Source organism: Shigella sp. SIG3, from assembly GCF_053555855.1.
The window spans coordinates 1-16438 of record NZ_JBQZXE010000085.1 but is presented as its reverse complement, the minus strand read 5'-3'; the positions used below and the strand labels follow the sequence as shown (position 1 = coordinate 16438).

Annotated in this window: 19 protein-coding genes and 1 pseudogene; 5 read left to right on the top strand and 15 right to left on the bottom strand. The window is 50.9% G+C overall.

What is annotated here, in order from left to right:
* Positions 1–78 precede the first annotated feature (78 nt).
* The 7 genes and pseudogenes from ACUU1I_RS14585 to yggS all read right to left on the bottom strand — a co-directional run bounded on the left by ACUU1I_RS14585 (position 79) and on the right by yggS (position 5179).
* Complete coding sequence (locus ACUU1I_RS14585; protein WP_000577037.1) at positions 79–552, bottom strand: TRAP transporter small permease; 474 nt, start codon at positions 550–552, stop codon at positions 79–81.
* 44 nt (positions 553–596) lie between these two features.
* Positions 597–1560: pseudogene (locus ACUU1I_RS14580) on the bottom strand (TRAP transporter substrate-binding protein).
* 313 nt (positions 1561–1873) lie between these two features.
* Positions 1874–3010, bottom strand: a complete 1137-nt coding sequence (gene hemW / locus ACUU1I_RS14575) for a radical SAM family heme chaperone HemW (protein WP_000239932.1) — start codon at positions 3008–3010, stop codon at positions 1874–1876.
* Positions 3003–3596: an XTP/dITP diphosphatase gene (locus ACUU1I_RS14570; protein WP_001174734.1), complete on the bottom strand. Its 594-nt coding sequence runs from the start codon at positions 3594–3596 to the stop codon at positions 3003–3005. The genes hemW and ACUU1I_RS14570 overlap by 8 nt, the downstream gene beginning before the upstream one ends.
* Positions 3597–3603: 7 nt before the next feature.
* A complete protein-coding gene (gene yggU, locus ACUU1I_RS14565; RefSeq protein WP_001277217.1) occupies positions 3604–3894 on the bottom strand; it encodes a DUF167 family protein YggU in 291 nt (96 codons plus the stop codon).
* Entirely contained in the window at positions 3891–4457 is a 567-nt protein-coding gene (gene yggT, locus ACUU1I_RS14560) for an osmotic shock tolerance protein YggT (RefSeq protein WP_001094819.1), read from the bottom strand. Before yggT ends, yggU begins: the two co-directional genes overlap by 4 nt.
* Before the next feature lie 17 nt (positions 4458–4474).
* The gene (gene yggS, locus ACUU1I_RS14555) at positions 4475–5179 is read right to left on the bottom strand and encodes a pyridoxal phosphate homeostasis protein (RefSeq protein WP_000997795.1); all 705 of its coding nucleotides are present in this window, start codon (positions 5177–5179) and stop codon (positions 4475–4477) included.
* Between the two features lie 17 nt (positions 5180–5196).
* On the opposite strand from yggS, the gene ACUU1I_RS14550 reads away from it, so the two are divergent.
* Positions 5197–6177, top strand: a complete 981-nt coding sequence (locus ACUU1I_RS14550; protein WP_001055627.1) for a PilT/PilU family type 4a pilus ATPase — start codon at positions 5197–5199, stop codon at positions 6175–6177.
* Between the two features lie 175 nt (positions 6178–6352).
* On the opposite strand, the gene ruvX is transcribed toward ACUU1I_RS14550, so the two are convergent.
* From ruvX to metK, 8 genes are all read right to left on the bottom strand, one after another.
* Positions 6353–6769 carry a Holliday junction resolvase RuvX gene (ruvX, locus tag ACUU1I_RS14545; RefSeq protein WP_000017111.1) on the bottom strand — a complete coding sequence of 139 codons (417 nt, stop codon included), beginning with the start codon at positions 6767–6769 and terminating at the stop codon, positions 6353–6355.
* Positions 6769–7332, bottom strand: a complete 564-nt coding sequence (locus ACUU1I_RS14540; protein WP_001053178.1) for a YqgE/AlgH family protein — start codon at positions 7330–7332, stop codon at positions 6769–6771. Before ACUU1I_RS14540 ends, ruvX begins: the two co-directional genes overlap by 1 nt.
* Before the next feature lie 108 nt (positions 7333–7440).
* Positions 7441–8391 (bottom strand): glutathione synthase, encoded by a 951-nt coding sequence (gshB, locus tag ACUU1I_RS14535; RefSeq protein WP_000593273.1) that lies wholly within the window; start codon positions 8389–8391, stop codon positions 7441–7443.
* Positions 8392–8403: 12 nt separating this feature from the next.
* Positions 8404–9135: a 16S rRNA (uracil(1498)-N(3))-methyltransferase gene (gene rsmE / locus ACUU1I_RS14530; protein WP_001222509.1), complete on the bottom strand. Its 732-nt coding sequence runs from the start codon at positions 9133–9135 to the stop codon at positions 8404–8406.
* A 79-nt stretch (positions 9136–9214) separates the two neighbouring features.
* Entirely contained in the window at positions 9215–9922 is a 708-nt protein-coding gene (gene endA, locus ACUU1I_RS14525; RefSeq protein WP_000286517.1) for a deoxyribonuclease I, read from the bottom strand.
* A 94-nt stretch (positions 9923–10016) separates the two neighbouring features.
* On the bottom strand, positions 10017–10514 hold the full coding sequence (locus tag ACUU1I_RS14520; RefSeq protein WP_005051770.1) for a SprT family zinc-dependent metalloprotease: 498 nt from the start codon (positions 10512–10514) through the stop codon (positions 10017–10019).
* A gap of 76 nt (positions 10515–10590) precedes the next feature.
* Entirely contained in the window at positions 10591–11985 is a 1395-nt protein-coding gene (galP, locus tag ACUU1I_RS14515) for a galactose/proton symporter (RefSeq protein WP_001112299.1), read from the bottom strand.
* Positions 11986–12421: 436 nt separating this feature from the next.
* Entirely contained in the window at positions 12422–13576 is a 1155-nt protein-coding gene (gene metK / locus ACUU1I_RS14510) for a methionine adenosyltransferase (protein WP_001062128.1), read from the bottom strand.
* A gap of 55 nt (positions 13577–13631) precedes the next feature.
* Between metK and yqgD the strand changes: the two genes are divergently transcribed.
* From yqgD to speA, 4 genes are all read left to right on the top strand, one after another.
* A complete protein-coding gene (yqgD, locus tag ACUU1I_RS14505; protein WP_001303651.1) occupies positions 13632–13883 on the top strand; it encodes a protein YqgD in 252 nt (83 codons plus the stop codon).
* Positions 13884–13993: 110 nt separating this feature from the next.
* Positions 13994–14137 (top strand): protein YqgG, encoded by a 144-nt coding sequence (gene yqgG, locus ACUU1I_RS14500; RefSeq protein ID WP_001297404.1) that lies wholly within the window; start codon positions 13994–13996, stop codon positions 14135–14137.
* Positions 14138–14230: 93 nt separating this feature from the next.
* Positions 14231–14362, top strand: a complete 132-nt coding sequence (gene yqgB, locus ACUU1I_RS14495) for an acid stress response protein YqgB (RefSeq protein ID WP_005051767.1) — start codon at positions 14231–14233, stop codon at positions 14360–14362.
* Positions 14363–14370: 8 nt separating this feature from the next.
* Positions 14371–16347, top strand: coding sequence for a biosynthetic arginine decarboxylase (gene speA / locus ACUU1I_RS14490; RefSeq protein ID WP_001295380.1), 1977 nt, complete (start codon positions 14371–14373; stop codon positions 16345–16347).
* Positions 16348–16438: the final 91 nt, after the last annotated feature.

Genomic DNA, 16438 nt, shown 5'->3' with positions numbered 1-16438 from the left:
ACGCCTTCAGTAGCGGAGCAGGAAGGATATCTGATGGAAATGGAAGCCACGCAAGCACCTTAAAATCACCATCATACACTAAATCAGTAAGTTGGCAGCATTACCCAAGGCATAAAACATCATTACCACTCCACTTAATGGCAGAATGATATATACGTATCCCATCGGTATTTGCATAGCGGCAGATACCTGTGATGTTGCCAGTGTTTTATCAATTAATTTCAGGCCACCAGTCACAATGACCGAACCGGCAAAACCTAAAATGAGAACGTTAATGACTATACTAAGAAGTAATTGTTTGCGCTTATTCAGGGCGAGAGCAAATAAATCAATAGAGAGATGTCGCTGCGCGCCGACGGTATATGCAGCACCTAATAATCCTACCCAGATCATCAAAAAGCGTGCCAGCTCATCGGTTAATGTACTTGGCTGGTTAAGTACGTAGCGGCTAAATACTTGCCAGACTACGCATACAACCAGAGCAAGCATTACGGCGACAGAAAACGCGGCAATGACGCGGTCTACCGCAAGTTTCAGGCGGTTAAATATCATTGTAAGCATCCTGGAAAATCAGGGCCAGAGGCTGGCCCGGAATATTATTGAGCAGCGTTGTCGAATTTCTCTAACAAAGCAGCTTGTTTTGGATCTTTTTTGAAGTCGTCAAACAGAGGTTGCACGGCTTTACGGAATGGCGCTTTATCCACTTTTACAATTTCACCCCCCATAGCTTTCGCCTGAGCACGTGTGTCAGCGTCAATTTTTTCCCACAATTTTTGTTGATAAGCTTCGGATTTCTTCGCCGCTGTTTCGAGGATTTGTTGCTGTTCTGGGGGTAATTTATTCCATGTTTTGGTGGAGATAACCAAAAAGTCAGGAATTGAGGCGTGTTCATCTTCAGAAAAAACTTTGGCAATTTCAATATGTCGAGTCTGCATCCAGGAAGGCACGTTATTTTCTGCGCCATCTACTACACCTTGCTGCATCGCAGTATAAACTTCGCCAAATGAAATTGGAGTGGGTGAACCACCCATCAGTTCAATCATTTTGATGGTGGTCGGACTTGGCTGAACACGAATTTTCAGTCCTTTAAGATCTTCTGGCTTTGTAATCGGTTTTTTCGCATAGAAACTGCGAGTACCCGCTACATAAGCTGATAAAGCAAAAAAGCCTTTGTCTTTTGTTGAGTCCATAATTTCTTTACCAACTTCACCAAAAACAACTTAATAAGAACGGCAAATTATAGATAGCATAAATATTATCAAAAGACTCCAGATCACTGGCGGAACCTTTGGTCATATCCAGTGCGCCATTTTGCAACAATTCCATAGTTTCTCGCGCATTACCCATCTGGCTGCTGGGATAAATACGGATCACCATATTACCTTTTGACAGCTGTTTTACCTCTTTCGCCAGCTCTTCAAAACTCTGATGTACAACATGACTTCTTTCCAGGTTGTGTGCTAACTTTAACGTCACTTTTTCTGCGGCGTTTACGCCAGTGCTAACCAGAGCCAGCAAGGATGCGCAGACTAATGAGCGGGTAAATGACCTCATTTTCATAAAAAAACTCCCTGTTGAAGGATGGAAATTGGTTGATATCTAATTGTGCTTATCAGTGCTTTGTGCGACAAATTGGTTAACCTGTCTGACAACTTGTCTATGTTTATCACAACTTGAAATAAAGTCAGAAATTAAATATTAAATTTGTGCGCCAGGTTGTACATATTTATAATCAATGAATGATTAGTAAATATTCACTAAATATATATAATAAATGTCGTCGATATTTATTCAGTAAGAAATATATTTCTGCCGAGGTTAATTAACGGGGGGATAAAAGAAGTGATTAATGCGCCCGCAGGCGCATTAATGATTACTCAGCGAGGAATAATTCAAGAAGTGAGTTTAAGAATAATTTACCATGTTCCGTTATCTGCCAGTAATCCGCACATTCGGTGAGATAACCCTGGGCAATCGCCTCGTCTAACTGTGGGCGAATCACATCTTCGCAAAGCCCGGTATACGCAATAAACTCCACGCGCGGCGCGGCCTCCAGCAGACGGAAGCGATTCATAAAGAACTCAAACGGCTTATCTGCGGCTTCGACATCACGCTGGCTTTCCAGATACCTTCCTTGCATAAAACCACGAGGATGACGCGTTTTAGTGGTACGCAGAATGCGCCCATCCGGGAAGGTCACTTTGCCGTGCGCGCCGCAGCCAATACCGATGTAGTCACCAAAGCGCCAGTAGTTGAGATTGTGCTGGCACTGATAACCGGGTTTGGCGTAAGCGGAAGTTTCATATTGCTGATAACCCGCTGCGGTTAATAACTGATGCCCCTGTTCGAAAATATCCCACAGCGCGTCATCGTCCGGCAGCACCGGCGGTCGCGAGCCAAACAGCGTATTAGGTTCGATGGTCAGTTGATACCAGGAAAGATGCGGCGGATTCAGTTCAATGGCCTGGCGTAGATCGCCAAGCGCCTCTTCCAGTGATTGATCCGGTAGTCCATGCATCAAATCAAGGTTAAAGCTACGTAACCCTAAACCGCTCGCCAGCTTTGCCGCTCGTTTCGCTTCTTGCGGGCCATGAATACGCCCAAGTCGTTTCAGCTTTTCTTCGCTAAAACTCTGCACACCAATAGAGATGCGGTTTACACCAGCACGCTGATAATCGACAAAGCGATCCGCTTCTACCGTGCCTGGGTTCGCTTCCATAGTAATTTCTGCATCCGCTGCCAGCGGCAAACGCGAACGCACGCCGTCTAGCAGCGTTTGCATCGCCGGGCCGGAAAGCAGGCTCGGCGTACCACCGCCAATAAAGATTGTCTTTACTTCACGGCCCTGAGCGTAAGCCACATCATTGTCCAGATCGCAAAGCAGATGCTGAACATAATCGTCGTGCGGCACTTCTCCTTTCAACGCGTGAGAGTTGAAATCGCAGTACGGGCATTTCTGCACGCACCACGGGATGTGAATGTAGAGACTCAGCGGCGGTAATTTAACCATTACGTAAAGCGTCCAGCAGCAGTTTCAACGCCTGACCACGGTGGGAAATGGCGCTCTTTTCTTCGCGGGTCAGTTCGGCGGCGGTTTTCCCTTCGGAAGGTACGAAGAAGATTGGATCATAACCAAAGCCACCAGTGCCCGCTGGTTCGTGAGTAATCACGCCCGGCCAGCTGCCGTGGCATACCAGCGGAGTCGGATCTTCCGCGTGACGCAGATATACCAGCACGCAGTGGAAACGCGCCTGACGTTGGTCGTCCGGTACGTCTTTCAGTGTTTCCAACAGTTTTTGCAGATTCTTTTGATCGGTCGCGTCTTCACCGGAATAACGCGCGGAGTAAATACCCGGCGCGCCACCCAGCGCATCTACCGCCAGACCAGAGTCGTCGGCAATTGCCGGTAAACCGGTCACTTTTGCCGCATGGCGCGCTTTCAGAATCGCGTTTTCGATAAAGGTTAGGCCGGTTTCTTCAGCGGAATCAACGCCGAGGTCTGTTTGGGCCACGATATCAAGACCAAAGTCGCTAAGCAGCGACGCCAGCTCACGCACTTTACCGGCATTGCCGGTTGCGAGGACAACTTTTTGCATAGGATACCTAATTAATTAACGCCGCGATTTCTGGCGGGATTTGTTGCGGATTAATGATTTTAATTTGTTTGTGGCGGCCAAGTTCGCCTTTTTCAATCACCACCTGGCTTTTGGCAACCCGGAATTGCTTACCGAGAAACTTCACCAGATGATTGTTGGCCTGGCCGTCAACCGGCGGCGCGGTAATGGCGACTTTAACTTCGTCGCCATGTAAACCGACAATAGAATCACGGCTGGCTTTCGGCTGAATATAGAGCCGTAAAACCAGACCGTCATCATTAACTGTTACGGCACTCATAACGCCATCCACAGCCCCGGCAGCAGCATGTTTCCGGTTGCCTGTAATACTTCTGCGACACCCATATTGATGACATACAGCAGCAGAACGAGGATCATCGGCGAGAAATCAATCCCACCCATTGCCGGTAGCAAGCGGCGAATCGGGCGCAGCAGCGGATCGGCCAGCTGAATCAGCACGTATTCAATCGGGCTACGACCCTGGCTTACCCAGCTCATAATCGCCATCACCAGCAGGACCCAGAAAATCAGCAAGCCGATGGTTTTCAGCAGAATCAGTAAACCGGCAATCCAGATGATTGGCAGGAAGGTCACCACTTCAAACAGCACAATGGCTTTGATAAAACTGAGAATATAGGCAACCAGCAGCGAGGCGCTGTCAATGGGACCCATTGCCGGAATAACGCGGCGCAGTGGCCCGATAATTGGCTGCGCTACCTTCACTACAAACTGTGAGAAGGGGTTGTAAAAATCACAATGAGCCCACTGCATCCAGATGCGTAATAACAGCACCATGGTATACAGCTCAATGACCGTTGAAAGCAGGAAAGTCAACGTATTCATGGCGTTCCTTTAATTCCTTATTTTTTAGAGTAATCACGCGCACCAAAAATTGCAGTGCCGATACGAACCATCGTGCTACCTGCCGCAATGGCGGCTTCCATATCGTCCGACATTCCCAGAGAGAGCGTGTCGATATGCGGGTAGCGCGTTTTCAGTCCGGCAAATGCTACAGCCATTTGGCGTGCAACTTCAAACTGCCTTACATATTCTGACTCAGGCGCAGGGATTGCCATCAGCCCGCGCAGACGTAAACGCGGTAGTTCAGCGACCGCCGCTGCCAGCTCGTCCAGTTCTGCCAGTTGAATCCCGGACTTACTGTTTTCATCACTAATATTAATTTGAATCAGTACGTTAAGAGGGGGAAGTTCTGCCGGGCGCTGATCGTTGAGGCGGGTAGCAATGCGCAAACGGTCGATGGTATGACACCAGTCGAAATGCTCTGCCACTAGGCGGCTTTTATTAGACTGCAACGGGCCAATAAAATGCCATTCTAATCCTGTTACGCCCAGTTCCTGAAAGTGGCGAATTTTATCTACCCCTTCCTGAACGTAGTTTTCACCAAATTGACGCTGCCCGGCATCAATGGCTTCTGCGATGGCGCTCGCAGGTTTTGTTTTACTGACTGCAAGCAGCGTAATTTCTTCTGGAGAACGGCCGCAACGCGTTGCAGCCGCTGAGATTTTGTCCCGGACCTGTGCCAGGTTATGCGCAATATCGTTCATTTTCCGAGGATCTTAGTATGAATATGGAAGAAATTGTGGCCCTTAGTGTAAAGCATAACGTCTCGGATCTACACCTGTGCAGCGCCTGGCCCGCACGATGGCGCATTCGTGGCAGAATGGAAGCTGCGCCGTTTGATGCGCCGGACGTCGAAGAGCTACTGCGGGAGTGGCTGGATGACGATCAGCGGGCAATATTGCTGGAAAATGGCCAGCTGGATTTTGCCGTGTCGCTGGCGGAAAACCAGCGGTTGCGTGGCAGTGCGTTCGCGCAACGGCAAGGTATTTCTCTGGCATTACGGTTGTTACCTTCGCACTGTCCACAGCTCGAACAGCTTGGTGCGCCACCGGTATTGCCGGAATTACTCAAGAGCGAGAATGGCCTGATTCTGGTGACGGGGGCTACGGGGAGTGGCAAATCTACCACGCTGGCGGCGATGGTTGGCTATCTTAATCAACATGCCGATGCGCATATTCTGACGCTGGAAGATCCTGTGGAATATCTCTATGCCAGCCAGCGATGTTTGATCCAGCAGCGGGAAATTGGTTTGCACTGTATGACGTTCGCATCGGGGTTGCGGGCTGCATTGCGGGAAGATCCTGATGTGATTTTGCTCGGAGAGCTACGTGACAGTGAGACAATCCGTCTGGCGCTGACGGCGGCAGAAACCGGGCATCTGGTGCTGGCAACCTTACATACACGTGGTGCCGCGCAGGCAGTTGAGCGACTGGTGGATTCATTTCCGGCGCAGGAAAAAGATCCCGTACGTAATCAACTTGCGGGTAGTTTACGGGCAGTGCTGTCACAAAAGCTGGAAGTGGATAAACAGGAAGGACGCGTGGCGCTGTTTGAATTACTGATTAACACTCCCGCGGTGGGGAATTTGATTCGCGAAGGGAAAACCCACCAGTTACCGCATGTTATTCAAACCGGGCAGCAGGTGGGGATGTTAACGTTTCAGCAGAGTTATCAGCAGCGGGTGGGGGAAGGGCGTTTGTGACGTTGCCATGCCCGATGCGCAAGTTTATAGGGCCTATAAAGGCAATAAATGTCTGATGCGACGCTAACGCGTCTTATCAGACCTACAGCCGCTGCCAGATGTGTGCTGGATAAGGCGTTCACGCCGCATCCGGCAAGATGGCGGTAACGACTATCCGCCAGGCTTTTAGATCGCCTTAATATCCCTGCTCGAAATAGCTTTCGAGAATAATAACCGCAGAGGCAGAGTCAACTTTGCCTTTGTTGAGCGCCCGATAGCCGCCCTGTTCAAAAAGACCGGAACGGGCTTCCACAGTGCTAAGACGCTCGTCATGGAGCTTTACTTCAACACCGAAACGACCATGAATACGGTTGGCAAATTTGCGCGCTCTGGCGGTTAACGGCTGTTCGGTGCCGTCCATATTCAGCGGCAAACCGACGATGATTTCGTCAGGCTGCCACTCTTTCAGTAAACGTTCGATGAGGTTCCAGTCCGGCGTACCGTCCTGCGCTTTAATTGCAGGCAAAGGGCGAGCGGTGCCGGTAATGCGTTGGCCGACCGCTACGCCAATGCTTTTGGTGCCGAAGTCGAAGGCGAGTAAGGTTCCACTCATCAGGCGTGTCCTGCCACACCAGGCATGGTGAGAATATCCACACCAATCAGTTTTGCCGCCTCGCGCCAGCGGTCGGCAATCGGCGTTTTGAACAGAATATTCAGATCCGCCGGGGCCGTTAGCCACGCGTTATCGAGAATTTCTTGTTCCAGTTGACCTTTTTCCCAGGAGGCATAGCCCAGAGCCACCAATACGTCAGACGGTTGTTTATCGGTGCCGAGCGTTTCCAGCACATCGCGGGAAGTGGTCATCACCGTGTTGTCTGAAATGCGAATGCTGGAAGCAAAATTGGAGGGCGGAGTATGCAAAATAAACCCGCGATCTTCAGCCAGTGGGCCGCCGAGCATAACCGGTTTATCCAGACGGATTGATTCATCACGCGGCTCCGGCGTGATCTTCAGCTTTTCCAGAATCCCTTCAATTTTGAGATTTTCCAGCGGCTTGTTGACGATGATCCCCATTGCACCATTGGTATTATGTTCGCAAATGTAGACCACGGAACGACGGAAAATCGGATCCTGGAGAGCAGGCATGGCAATAAGAAAGTGATGCTGTAAATTCATTGTCAGAGGTTCTGTTTCCTGGTTCAAAAAAGCAACAGCGCCCAGTATGCGTGGAAAGAAGGGCGCTGTCACTCAGAGTCTCAACGAGATCCTTCTCGCTAAGGTGGGTTACTGCTGCTGTAAACGTGCTTCGATGGCATCCATTAACATTCCGGTGATCGACACCGGAAACTCTGCTTCAATCTCACGAATACAGGTTGGGCTGGTGACGTTAATTTCAGTCAGACGGTCGCCGATGATATCCAGACCAACAAAAATCAGCCCTTTTTCTTTCAGCGTCGGCCCGATCTGACGGGCGATTTTCCAGTCACTTTCCGTCAGCGGACGAGGTTCACCGCGACCACCGGCAGCCAGATTGCCACGGGTTTCGCCCCCCTGCGGAATACGCGCCAGGCAGTACGGTACCGGCTCGCCATCCACCACCAGCACGCGTTTGTCGCCATCTTTAATGGCTGGCAGGTAATTTTGCGCCATGCAGTAGCGAGTGCCATGCTCAGTCAGGGTTTCGGCAATCACGCCGAGGTTTGGATCGCCTTCTTTCACGCGGAAAATCGACGCGCCGCCCATACCGTCCAGCGGCTTAAGAATGATGTCGCTGTGTTTCTCCCAGAACGCTTTTAGCTGCGCTTTATTGCGCGTAACCAGCGTTTCTGGCGTTAAGTCAGAGAACCAGGCGGTAAACAGTTTCTCGTTACAGTCGCGCAGGCTCTGCGGCTTGTTAACGATCAGCGTCCCTTTCTCTTCGGCACGTTCCAGAATATAGGTCGCGTAGATAAACTCGGTATCAAACGGCGGGTCTTTACGCATCAGGATCACATCGAGATCGGCCAGCGGCAGATCCTGTTCACCGACGAACGAAAACCACTCTTCGTAGTTCTGCTTCACGTTCAGCGTGCGGGTATGGGCGCGGGCTTCGCCATTGATCAGATACAGATCGCCCATCTCCATATAGTGAAGTTCGTAACCACGACGCTGTGCTTCCAGCAACATAGCGAAACTGGAATCTTTCTTGATGTTGATGTTTGCGATGGGGTCCATCACGATGCCGAGCTTGATCATTATTCTTCTCCGTTAGCCCAAATCGCCAAATCGTACTTGTAGCGCGGTAATGGCGGTGAGCGCAGTTGTCTCTGTACGCAAAACGCGAGGTCCCAACAGGATATCAGTAAATTGATAGCGGGCAGTCATGGCAATTTCATCTGCCGATAAACCGCCTTCCGGGCCAATCAGCAGGCGGACGCGTTCAACCGGTAAAGGCAACGTATTGATGCTGTTACTGGCGCGCGGGTGAAGATTCAGTTTCAGTCCTTCATCCTGCTCTGCACACCAGGCTTCCAGATCCATCGCTGGACGGATTTCCGGCACCCGGTTACGACCACACTGCTCACAGGCAGCAATTGCAATCTTCTGCCACTGCTGAAGCTTCTTGTTCAGACGTTCACTATCCAGTTTAACGCCGCAGCGCTCAGAAAAAAGTGGCGTAATGAGGCTTACACCGAGTTCGATCGATTTCTGGATAGTAAATTCCATTTTTTCACCACGCGACATCACCTGACCGAGGTGAATATGCAGCGGAGATTCGCGATCGTCGATCTGGCCTTCCAGCACCTTCACTTCCACGCTTTTTTTGCTGGCGCTGGTAATTTCGGCGTCAAAGACCTGGTTGCTACCGTCAAACAATTGCAACGCCTGCCCCGGCCCCATGCGCAGTACGCGCCCGATATGGTTGGCGGCATCTTCGCAAAGCGCGATGTGAGAATGGCTGGTCAGTGGTTCAGGATGATAAATGCGGGGGATACGCATAGTTAAAAATCCGCGTCGTCTCCCCACGCGGTTGTACGCGTGGGGTAGGGGTTAACAAAAAGAATCCCGCTAGTGTAGGTTAGCTCTTTCGCGCCTGGCAAGCGCGTTGCACATACGGGTTATGATTGCCCTGCACCTTCGCGATGCGTTCATCGCGCTCGCACTCCCAGTCGGTAACCGGATACATCTTGTTCCATGCGTTGAACAGCTGCGTTTGCTGGCGAGAGAGTGTCAGGTTGTATTGGTCGCGCATATAGAAGTAGGTGCGCGCAATGGCACCGCGTGCACGCGCTGGTGGTTCGGCAGCTTTTTCTTTGAAATCGACCTTCATGGCGCATTGACCGTACTGGCCTTCGCCGCCATTCCACTGGCTGTACATAAAATTGCCGCGATCGCCATTCACCTCGCCGACTGACGGCTGCAGGTTATGCATATCGCTTTCCATCTTGCGATAGACCGGATCTTTAGCGCAGTTTTTACGTCCACCGTCCTGCCAGCACTGGCGCTGGTGACCGAATTGCCAGGCGGGAACGACGTGTTCCCACTCTACGCGGCTGGCGCGGTTTTCATTTTTGCGCACCTGATAGCCGCACGATTGCAGATCAACAACGCCTTTTTTGCCCTGCCAGTTAATTTTACATCCGCAATAAAACGTACCGGGCGCATCAGCGTGGACTTTTACCGCCGCGGCTTTCGCCTGAGAAAAACTATTGATACCTTCGGCCAACGTCGGGCCGGAAAATGCTGCGCTCAGTACCACCGCAGCAATAGACAAATAACGGTACATCACTTACTCCGTGTTAAAACGAGCCAGCAACGTAGCGAAAGTTGTTTTGGTATGCAATCAGCCAGATCAGGAAAGTTCCTGATAGTTCAGGTGGTTATTTCGCAACCAGCTGTTCACCGCAGTGAACACAGCGATAGATGGCCTCGCCACGAACTACGCGATTATGGCGGCGTACGGTAAGCTGATGTTCCTGGCACTTACAGCGGTAGGGGAAGGTGTTGCGACGCACGGATTGCAGTTCGAACTGATGCGTACGACGGGCGGGAACGCCCAGCACGCTTTCCATCATCCACTTCCACTCTTTGCCATGTGGCGCTACGCGGCCGAAATGTTTCCATACCAGCAAATGTGCCAGTTCGTGCGGTACCACTTCTTCAATAAAAGCTTCACTGTTTTCCAACAGCAAAACGGGATTGAGGCGGATTTCATAGCTTTCCAGCCAGGCTGTTCCGGCGGAGGTTCCGCGCTGGGTGTAAGAGAGTTTTGGCTCCGGGTAGTTACGCCCTAGCTTCAGGTTGGCCTGGGCGAGTTTTTCCCGCAGGCGGCGCATAACGGCCTGTTGGATGGCTATAGGGAGACGGGATGTTTTCATAGCGGCAGAGGATAGAGCGAAGAAAAGATGACTGCAAGAGGCGGCTTCCTCCGAGACGGGAGGAAGCCTGAGGAGATTAATCGTGAGCGCCGATTTCGCGCAGTTTACGACCTTTCATCAGATTACGTTCAATATGTTCCAGCGAAACGTGTTTGGTTTCCGGTACCAGCCACAATGTCAGCAGGATAAACAGTACGTTCAGAGCCGCATACACCCAGAAGGTGTTGGCGTTACCCAGCGTGTTGAGCATGGTCAGGAACGTTGCGCCAACGATCATGTTGGCAATCCAGTTGGTGGCGGTGGAGCAGGTGATGCCAAAATCGCGGCCTTTCAGCGGCTGAATTTCGGAGCACAGTACCCAAATCAGCGGACCGGCACTCATGGCAAAACCGACAATAAACATCAGCAGCATGGCGATGGCGAAATACTGCGCCGACGGAGAGTGGATACCGATATGCATCATTGTACCGAGTACGCCCATGCCAGCAGCCATCACCAGGAAGCCCAGCGTTAGCGTTGGTTTACGTCCCCAGCGGTCAACAAGGCCGATTGCGATAAAGGTGGCAAGTACGTTGGTCAGGCCGACAATCACTGTCCTCCACATTTGCTCGGTGGTGTTGGTATAACCCGCCAGTTCGAAGATTTTCGGCGCGTAATACATGATGACGTTCATCCCGGTGAATTGCTGCATTACCTGTAACAGTACGCCAAGGAACACCGCGCGGCGGAAGTTGCTATTCTCTTTAAACAGCGCCCAGCCACTCTGTTTAACCTGCAAACTTTCACGGATTTCATCCAGTTCGCGTTTCGCTTCCGCGCTGGTGTCACGCAGGCGTAGCAGCACGCGTTCGGCATCAACAAAACGGCGTTTGGCGGCAAACCAACGTGGGCTGTCTGGCAGGAAGAAGACACCAATCAGCAGCAAAATTGCCGGGATGATAATCACACCCAGCATCCAGCGCCATGCACCGGTGTAGCTGAAGGCGGTATCAGAAAGATAAGCACCGAGGATCCCGATAGTGATCATCAACTGATACATCGAGATCATACTGCCGCGAATTTTTTCCGGCGCAATTTCTGACAGGTACAGTGGTGCGGTATAAGAGGCCACACCCACCGCCAGCCCCAGCAGAACGCGCGAAAGAATCAGTACTTCAACGTTTGGCGCAGCCGCAGAGAACAGTGAACCGGCAACAAACAGGATTGCGCCGATCATCAGGCTCTTTTTGCGCCCGAGTTTAAAGGAGAGCCAGCCGATGCCCACCGCACCGACTGCCGCACCGAACATCATGGAGCTTACGACCCATTCTTGCGTGTGCGAAGTTATCTGGAATTCATCTGCAATAAACGGCAGTGCGCCAGCAATTACACCGATATCCAGGCCAAAGAGTAATCCCGCCAGAGCGGCAAGGAAGCAGACGAAAAACGTCATTGCCTTGTTTGACCGCCCCTGTTTTTTAGCGTCAGGCATGATGCCCTCCAATATGGTTATTTTTTATTGTGAATTAAGATAGGTGAGTACGACGTAAAAAGATGTGAAGCAAATCACATCAGTGTAATCGCTTACACTAACATTTATCTTAGTTATGATTTAAGTGCATGAAAATAATTGAGTTATATCATCATAGATTAAACGCTGTCATCTGCAATTAAGACTTTACTGAAAAGAAATGTAACAACTGTGAAAGCTGAATAATAATATGAAAATATTACAAATATTTTGCTGGTGTGGTTGGTGTAATCGGTTTCAATTGTGATGGTAATTTGCCGTGAAACGTGATCAGGAAGAATGATGTTATTGTGCGGGCAGTTTTTTTGCCGGATGCGGCGTGAACGCCTATCCACCGCGGTGAGGTAAAAGAAAAAGGCCAGCGCGAGGCTGGCCTTTGAACGCAGGTGAAGAAAGATTACTTCAGGCCGGCAGCATCGCGCAGCAGCTGCGCTTTGTCGGTTTTTTCCCACGGGAAATGTTCACGACCAAAGTGACCGTATGCTGCGGTTTCTTTGTAGATCGGGTGCAGCAGATCCAGCATCTGAATCAGACCGTATGGGCGCAGGTCGAAGAACTCACGTACCAGCAGAGTCAGTTGTTCAGAAGGCACTTTCTCAGTACCGAAAGTTTCTACCATGATGGAGGTCGGTTCAGCCACGCCGATTGCGTAGGAAACCTGAATTTCACAACGATCGGCCAGGCCAGCAGCAACGATGTTTTTCGCGACATAACGTGCTGCGTAGGCTGCGGAACGGTCCACTTTTGATGGATCTTTACCAGAGAATGCACCGCCACCGTGACGCGCCATGCCGCCGTAGGTATCAACGATAATTTTACGACCAGTCAGACCGCAGTCACCCATTGGGCCACCGATAACGAAACGACCGGTCGGGTTGATGAAGAATTTGGTGGCAGAAGTCAGCCATTCAGCGGGCAGAATTGGCTTGATGATCTCTTCCATTACCGCTTCTTGCAGCGATTTCTGGTCGATCTCTTCAGAGTGCTGAGTGGAAAGCACGACAGCATCAATACCAACGATTTTGCCGTCGTCATACTGGAAAGTCACCTGGCTTTTCGCGTCCGGGCGCAGCCACGGCAGAGTGCCGTTTTTACGCACTTCAGCCTGACGCTGTACCAGACGGTGTGCATAGGTGATAGGTGCTGGCATCAGCACGTCGGTTTCATTAGTTGCGTAGCCAAACATCAGACCCTGGTCACCCGCGCCCTGTTCCAGCGGATCGGCACGGTCAACGCCCTGGTTGATGTCAGGAGACTGTTTGCCGATAGCGCTCAGAACCGCACAGGAGTTAGCGTCAAAGCCCATGTCGGAATGCACATAGCCAATTTCGCGAACGGTGTTACGGGTGATCTCTTCGATGTCTACCCAGGCGCTGGTGGTGATTTCGCCGCCAACTAAAACCATGCCGGTTTTTACGTAGGTTTCGCAAGCAACGCGTGCTTTCGGATCCTGTTCGAGGATCGCGTCTAAAACGGCATCAGAGATTTGGTCAGCAATTTTGTCAGGATGCCCTTCAGAGACGGACTCGGACGTAAAAAGGTGTTTTGCCATATTTAATATCACCTAAAGAGAATTTGGTTAGCTCAAACTGTTGTGTGGATTTTCTGTGGTAGCGGATCCTACCACGACTCTGCAGGTTAAAAACACTGGCAGTCTGAGTGTTAATCGGTATGGATGGATTAACATCTGGATGGCTATTTTAGGTCAATTCTTCACCCGATTTCCACTTTTTTTTGAATCGTGTCTCATTCTGTTAAAAACGTGGCTGGAAATTTTTCCTGACAATGCCGGCATTCTGCGTATTTATCTTTTGCAATTTTCTGCCATTGTGGGGTATAAAACGCGGCGCGCGGCTTAAATAAAAAGCACACGACGTTTTTTTCGTGTTGCCACTTCCAGCCGGGTTGAAATCAGAGTTTTGGCTTGTGGGTTCGTCTTAACAGGCGGCCGTGGAGGTGATACGAAATAATGAACCGTTGTCTGCTGCTTAACCTGTCTCACCGTTCTGGTGAAGATTCGTTCCCCGCACTCTGCATCTCTGCTTTGCATACCTGCCGATGTTATACCCATCTCGGCGCTTCTCAGGATTCAAGAGCTGGTTACAGTTACTGAGGACTGAACAAGGGCGCTCTTGTAAAAACAAGAGTTTTCTCGTGGTTTCGCCGAACTGTCACACTTACGTTCGGTTATGTGCTTAATAATGTTATGAAAAAGAAACCGGTTGCGCAGTCGGAGCGTCAGCATACACTGCTGGAAAATCCATGTGCTTATGGGTTGTTATCGCAGTTCCAGGCTGCGACAGTCGTTAACTGTTTTACACTTAATAAAATAATTTGAGGTTCGCTATGTCTGACGACATGTCTATGGGTTTGCCTTCGTCAGCGGGCGAACACGGTGTACTACGCTCCATGCAGGAGGTTGCAATGAGCTCCCAGGAAGCCAGCAAGATGCTGCGTACTTACAATATTGCCTGGTGGGGCAATAACTACTATGACGTTAACGAGCTGGGCCACATCAGCGTGTGCCCGGACCCGGACGTCCCGGAAGCTCGCGTCGATCTCGCGCAGTTAGTGAAAACTCGTGAAGCACAGGGTCAGCGTCTGCCTGCACTGTTCTGTTTCCCACAGATCCTGCAGCACCGTTTGCGTTCCATTAACGCCGCGTTCAAACGTGCGAGGGAATCCTACGGCTATAACGGCGATTACTTCCTTGTTTATCCGATCAAAGTTAACCAGCACCGCCGCGTGATCGAGTCCCTGATTCATTCGGGTGAACCGCTGGGTCTGGAAGCCGGTTCCAAAGCCGAGTTGATGGCAGTGCTGGCACATGCTGGCATGACTCGTAGCGTCATCGTCTGCAACGGTTATAAAGACCGCGAATATATCCGCCTGGCATTAATTGGCGAGAAGATGGGGCACAAGGTCTATCTGGTCATTGAGAAGATGTCAGAAATCGCCATTGTGCTGGATGAAGCAGAACGTCTGAATGTCGTTCCTCGTCTGGGCGTGCGTGCACGTCTGGCTTCGCAGGGCTCGGGTAAATGGCAGTCCTCCGGCGGGGAAAAATCGAAGTTCGGCCTGGCTGCGACTCAGGTACTGCAACTGGTTGAAACCCTGCGTGAAGCCGGGCGTCTCGACAGCCTGCAACTACTGCACTTCCACCTCGGTTCGCAGATGGCGAATATTCGCGATATCGCGACAGGCGTTCGTGAATCCGCGCGTTTCTATGTAGAACTGCACAAGCTGGGCGTCAATATTCAGTGCTTCGACGTCGGCGGCGGTCTGGGCGTGGATTATGAAGGCACCCGTTCGCAGTCTGACTGCTCCGTAAACTATGGCCTCAATGAATACGCCAACAACATCATCTGGGCGATTGGCGATGCGTGTGAAGAAAATGGTCTGCCGCATCCGACGGTAATCACCGAATCGGGCCGTGCGGTGACTGCGCACCATACCGTGCTGGTGTCGAATATCATCGGCGTGGAACGTAACGAATATACGGTGCCGACCGCGCCCGCAGAAGATGCGCCGCGTGCGCTGCAAAGCATGTGGGAAACCTGGCAGGAAATGCACGAACCGGGAACTCGCCGTTCTTTGCGTGAATGGTTACACGACAGCCAGATGGATCTGCACGACATTCATATCGGCTACTCTTCCGGCACCTTTAGCCTGCAAGAACGTGCATGGGCAGAACAACTCTATCTGAGCATGTGCCATGAAGTGCAGAAGCAACTGGATCCGCAAAACCGTGCGCATCGTCCGATAATCGACGAACTGCAGGAACGTATGGCGGACAAAATGTACGTCAATTTCTCGCTGTTCCAGTCAATGCCGGACGCATGGGGGATCGACCAGTTGTTCCCGGTTCTACCGCTGGAAGGGCTGGATCAAGTGCCGGAACGTCGCGCTGTGCTGCTGGATATTACCTGTGACTCTGACGGTGCTATCGACCACTATATTGATGGTGATGGTATTGCCACGACAATGCCAATGCCGGAGTACGATCCAGAGAATCCGCCGATGCTCGGTTTCTTTATGGTCGGTGCATATCAGGAGATCCTTGGCAATATGCACAACCTGTTCGGTGATACCGAAGCAGTTGACGTGTTCGTGTTCCCTGACGGTAGCGTAGAAGTAGAACTGTCTGACGAAGGCGATACCGTGGCGGACATGCTGCAATATGTACAGCTCGATCCGAAAACGCTGTTAACCCAGTTCCGCGATCAAGTGAAGAAAACCGATCTTGATGCTGAACTGCAACAACAGTTCCTTGAAGAGTTCGAGGCAGGTTTGTACGGTTATACTTATCTTGAAGATGAATAATTAAGATTATTCCGCTGGCGGGTCGATTTATTTACGTAAATCGGCCCGCTTTCTTTTTATATATTCTTAAAAATAATCTAGCTGCTTTTCT

What these genes read in the sequence shown, in the direction of transcription:
- ACUU1I_RS14585 (WP_000577037.1), bottom strand. Translation starts at nt 552, where the DNA reads ATGATATTTAACCGCCTGAAACTTGCGGTAGACCGCGTCATTGCCGCG.
- hemW (WP_000239932.1), bottom strand. Translation starts at nt 3,010, where the DNA reads ATGGTTAAATTACCGCCGCTGAGTCTCTACATTCACATCCCGTGGTGC.
- ACUU1I_RS14570 (WP_001174734.1), bottom strand. Translation starts at nt 3,596, where the DNA reads ATGCAAAAAGTTGTCCTCGCAACCGGCAATGCCGGTAAAGTGCGTGAG.
- yggU (WP_001277217.1), bottom strand. Translation starts at nt 3,894, where the DNA reads ATGAGTGCCGTAACAGTTAATGATGACGGTCTGGTTTTACGGCTCTAT.
- yggT (WP_001094819.1), bottom strand. Translation starts at nt 4,457, where the DNA reads ATGAATACGTTGACTTTCCTGCTTTCAACGGTCATTGAGCTGTATACC.
- yggS (WP_000997795.1), bottom strand. Translation starts at nt 5,179, where the DNA reads ATGAACGATATTGCGCATAACCTGGCACAGGTCCGGGACAAAATCTCA.
- ACUU1I_RS14550 (WP_001055627.1), top strand. Translation starts at nt 5,197, where the DNA reads ATGAATATGGAAGAAATTGTGGCCCTTAGTGTAAAGCATAACGTCTCG.
- ruvX (WP_000017111.1), bottom strand. Translation starts at nt 6,769, where the DNA reads ATGAGTGGAACCTTACTCGCCTTCGACTTCGGCACCAAAAGCATTGGC.
- ACUU1I_RS14540 (WP_001053178.1), bottom strand. Translation starts at nt 7,332, where the DNA reads ATGAATTTACAGCATCACTTTCTTATTGCCATGCCTGCTCTCCAGGAT.
- gshB (WP_000593273.1), bottom strand. Translation starts at nt 8,391, where the DNA reads ATGATCAAGCTCGGCATCGTGATGGACCCCATCGCAAACATCAACATC.
- rsmE (WP_001222509.1), bottom strand. Translation starts at nt 9,135, where the DNA reads ATGCGTATCCCCCGCATTTATCATCCTGAACCACTGACCAGCCATTCT.
- endA (WP_000286517.1), bottom strand. Translation starts at nt 9,922, where the DNA reads ATGTACCGTTATTTGTCTATTGCTGCGGTGGTACTGAGCGCAGCATTT.
- ACUU1I_RS14520 (WP_005051770.1), bottom strand. Translation starts at nt 10,514, where the DNA reads ATGAAAACATCCCGTCTCCCTATAGCCATCCAACAGGCCGTTATGCGC.
- galP (WP_001112299.1), bottom strand. Translation starts at nt 11,985, where the DNA reads ATGCCTGACGCTAAAAAACAGGGGCGGTCAAACAAGGCAATGACGTTT.
- metK (WP_001062128.1), bottom strand. Translation starts at nt 13,576, where the DNA reads ATGGCAAAACACCTTTTTACGTCCGAGTCCGTCTCTGAAGGGCATCCT.
- yqgG (WP_001297404.1), top strand. Translation starts at nt 13,994, where the DNA reads ATGAACCGTTGTCTGCTGCTTAACCTGTCTCACCGTTCTGGTGAAGAT.
- yqgB (WP_005051767.1), top strand. Translation starts at nt 14,231, where the DNA reads ATGAAAAAGAAACCGGTTGCGCAGTCGGAGCGTCAGCATACACTGCTG.
- speA (WP_001295380.1), top strand. Translation starts at nt 14,371, where the DNA reads ATGTCTGACGACATGTCTATGGGTTTGCCTTCGTCAGCGGGCGAACAC.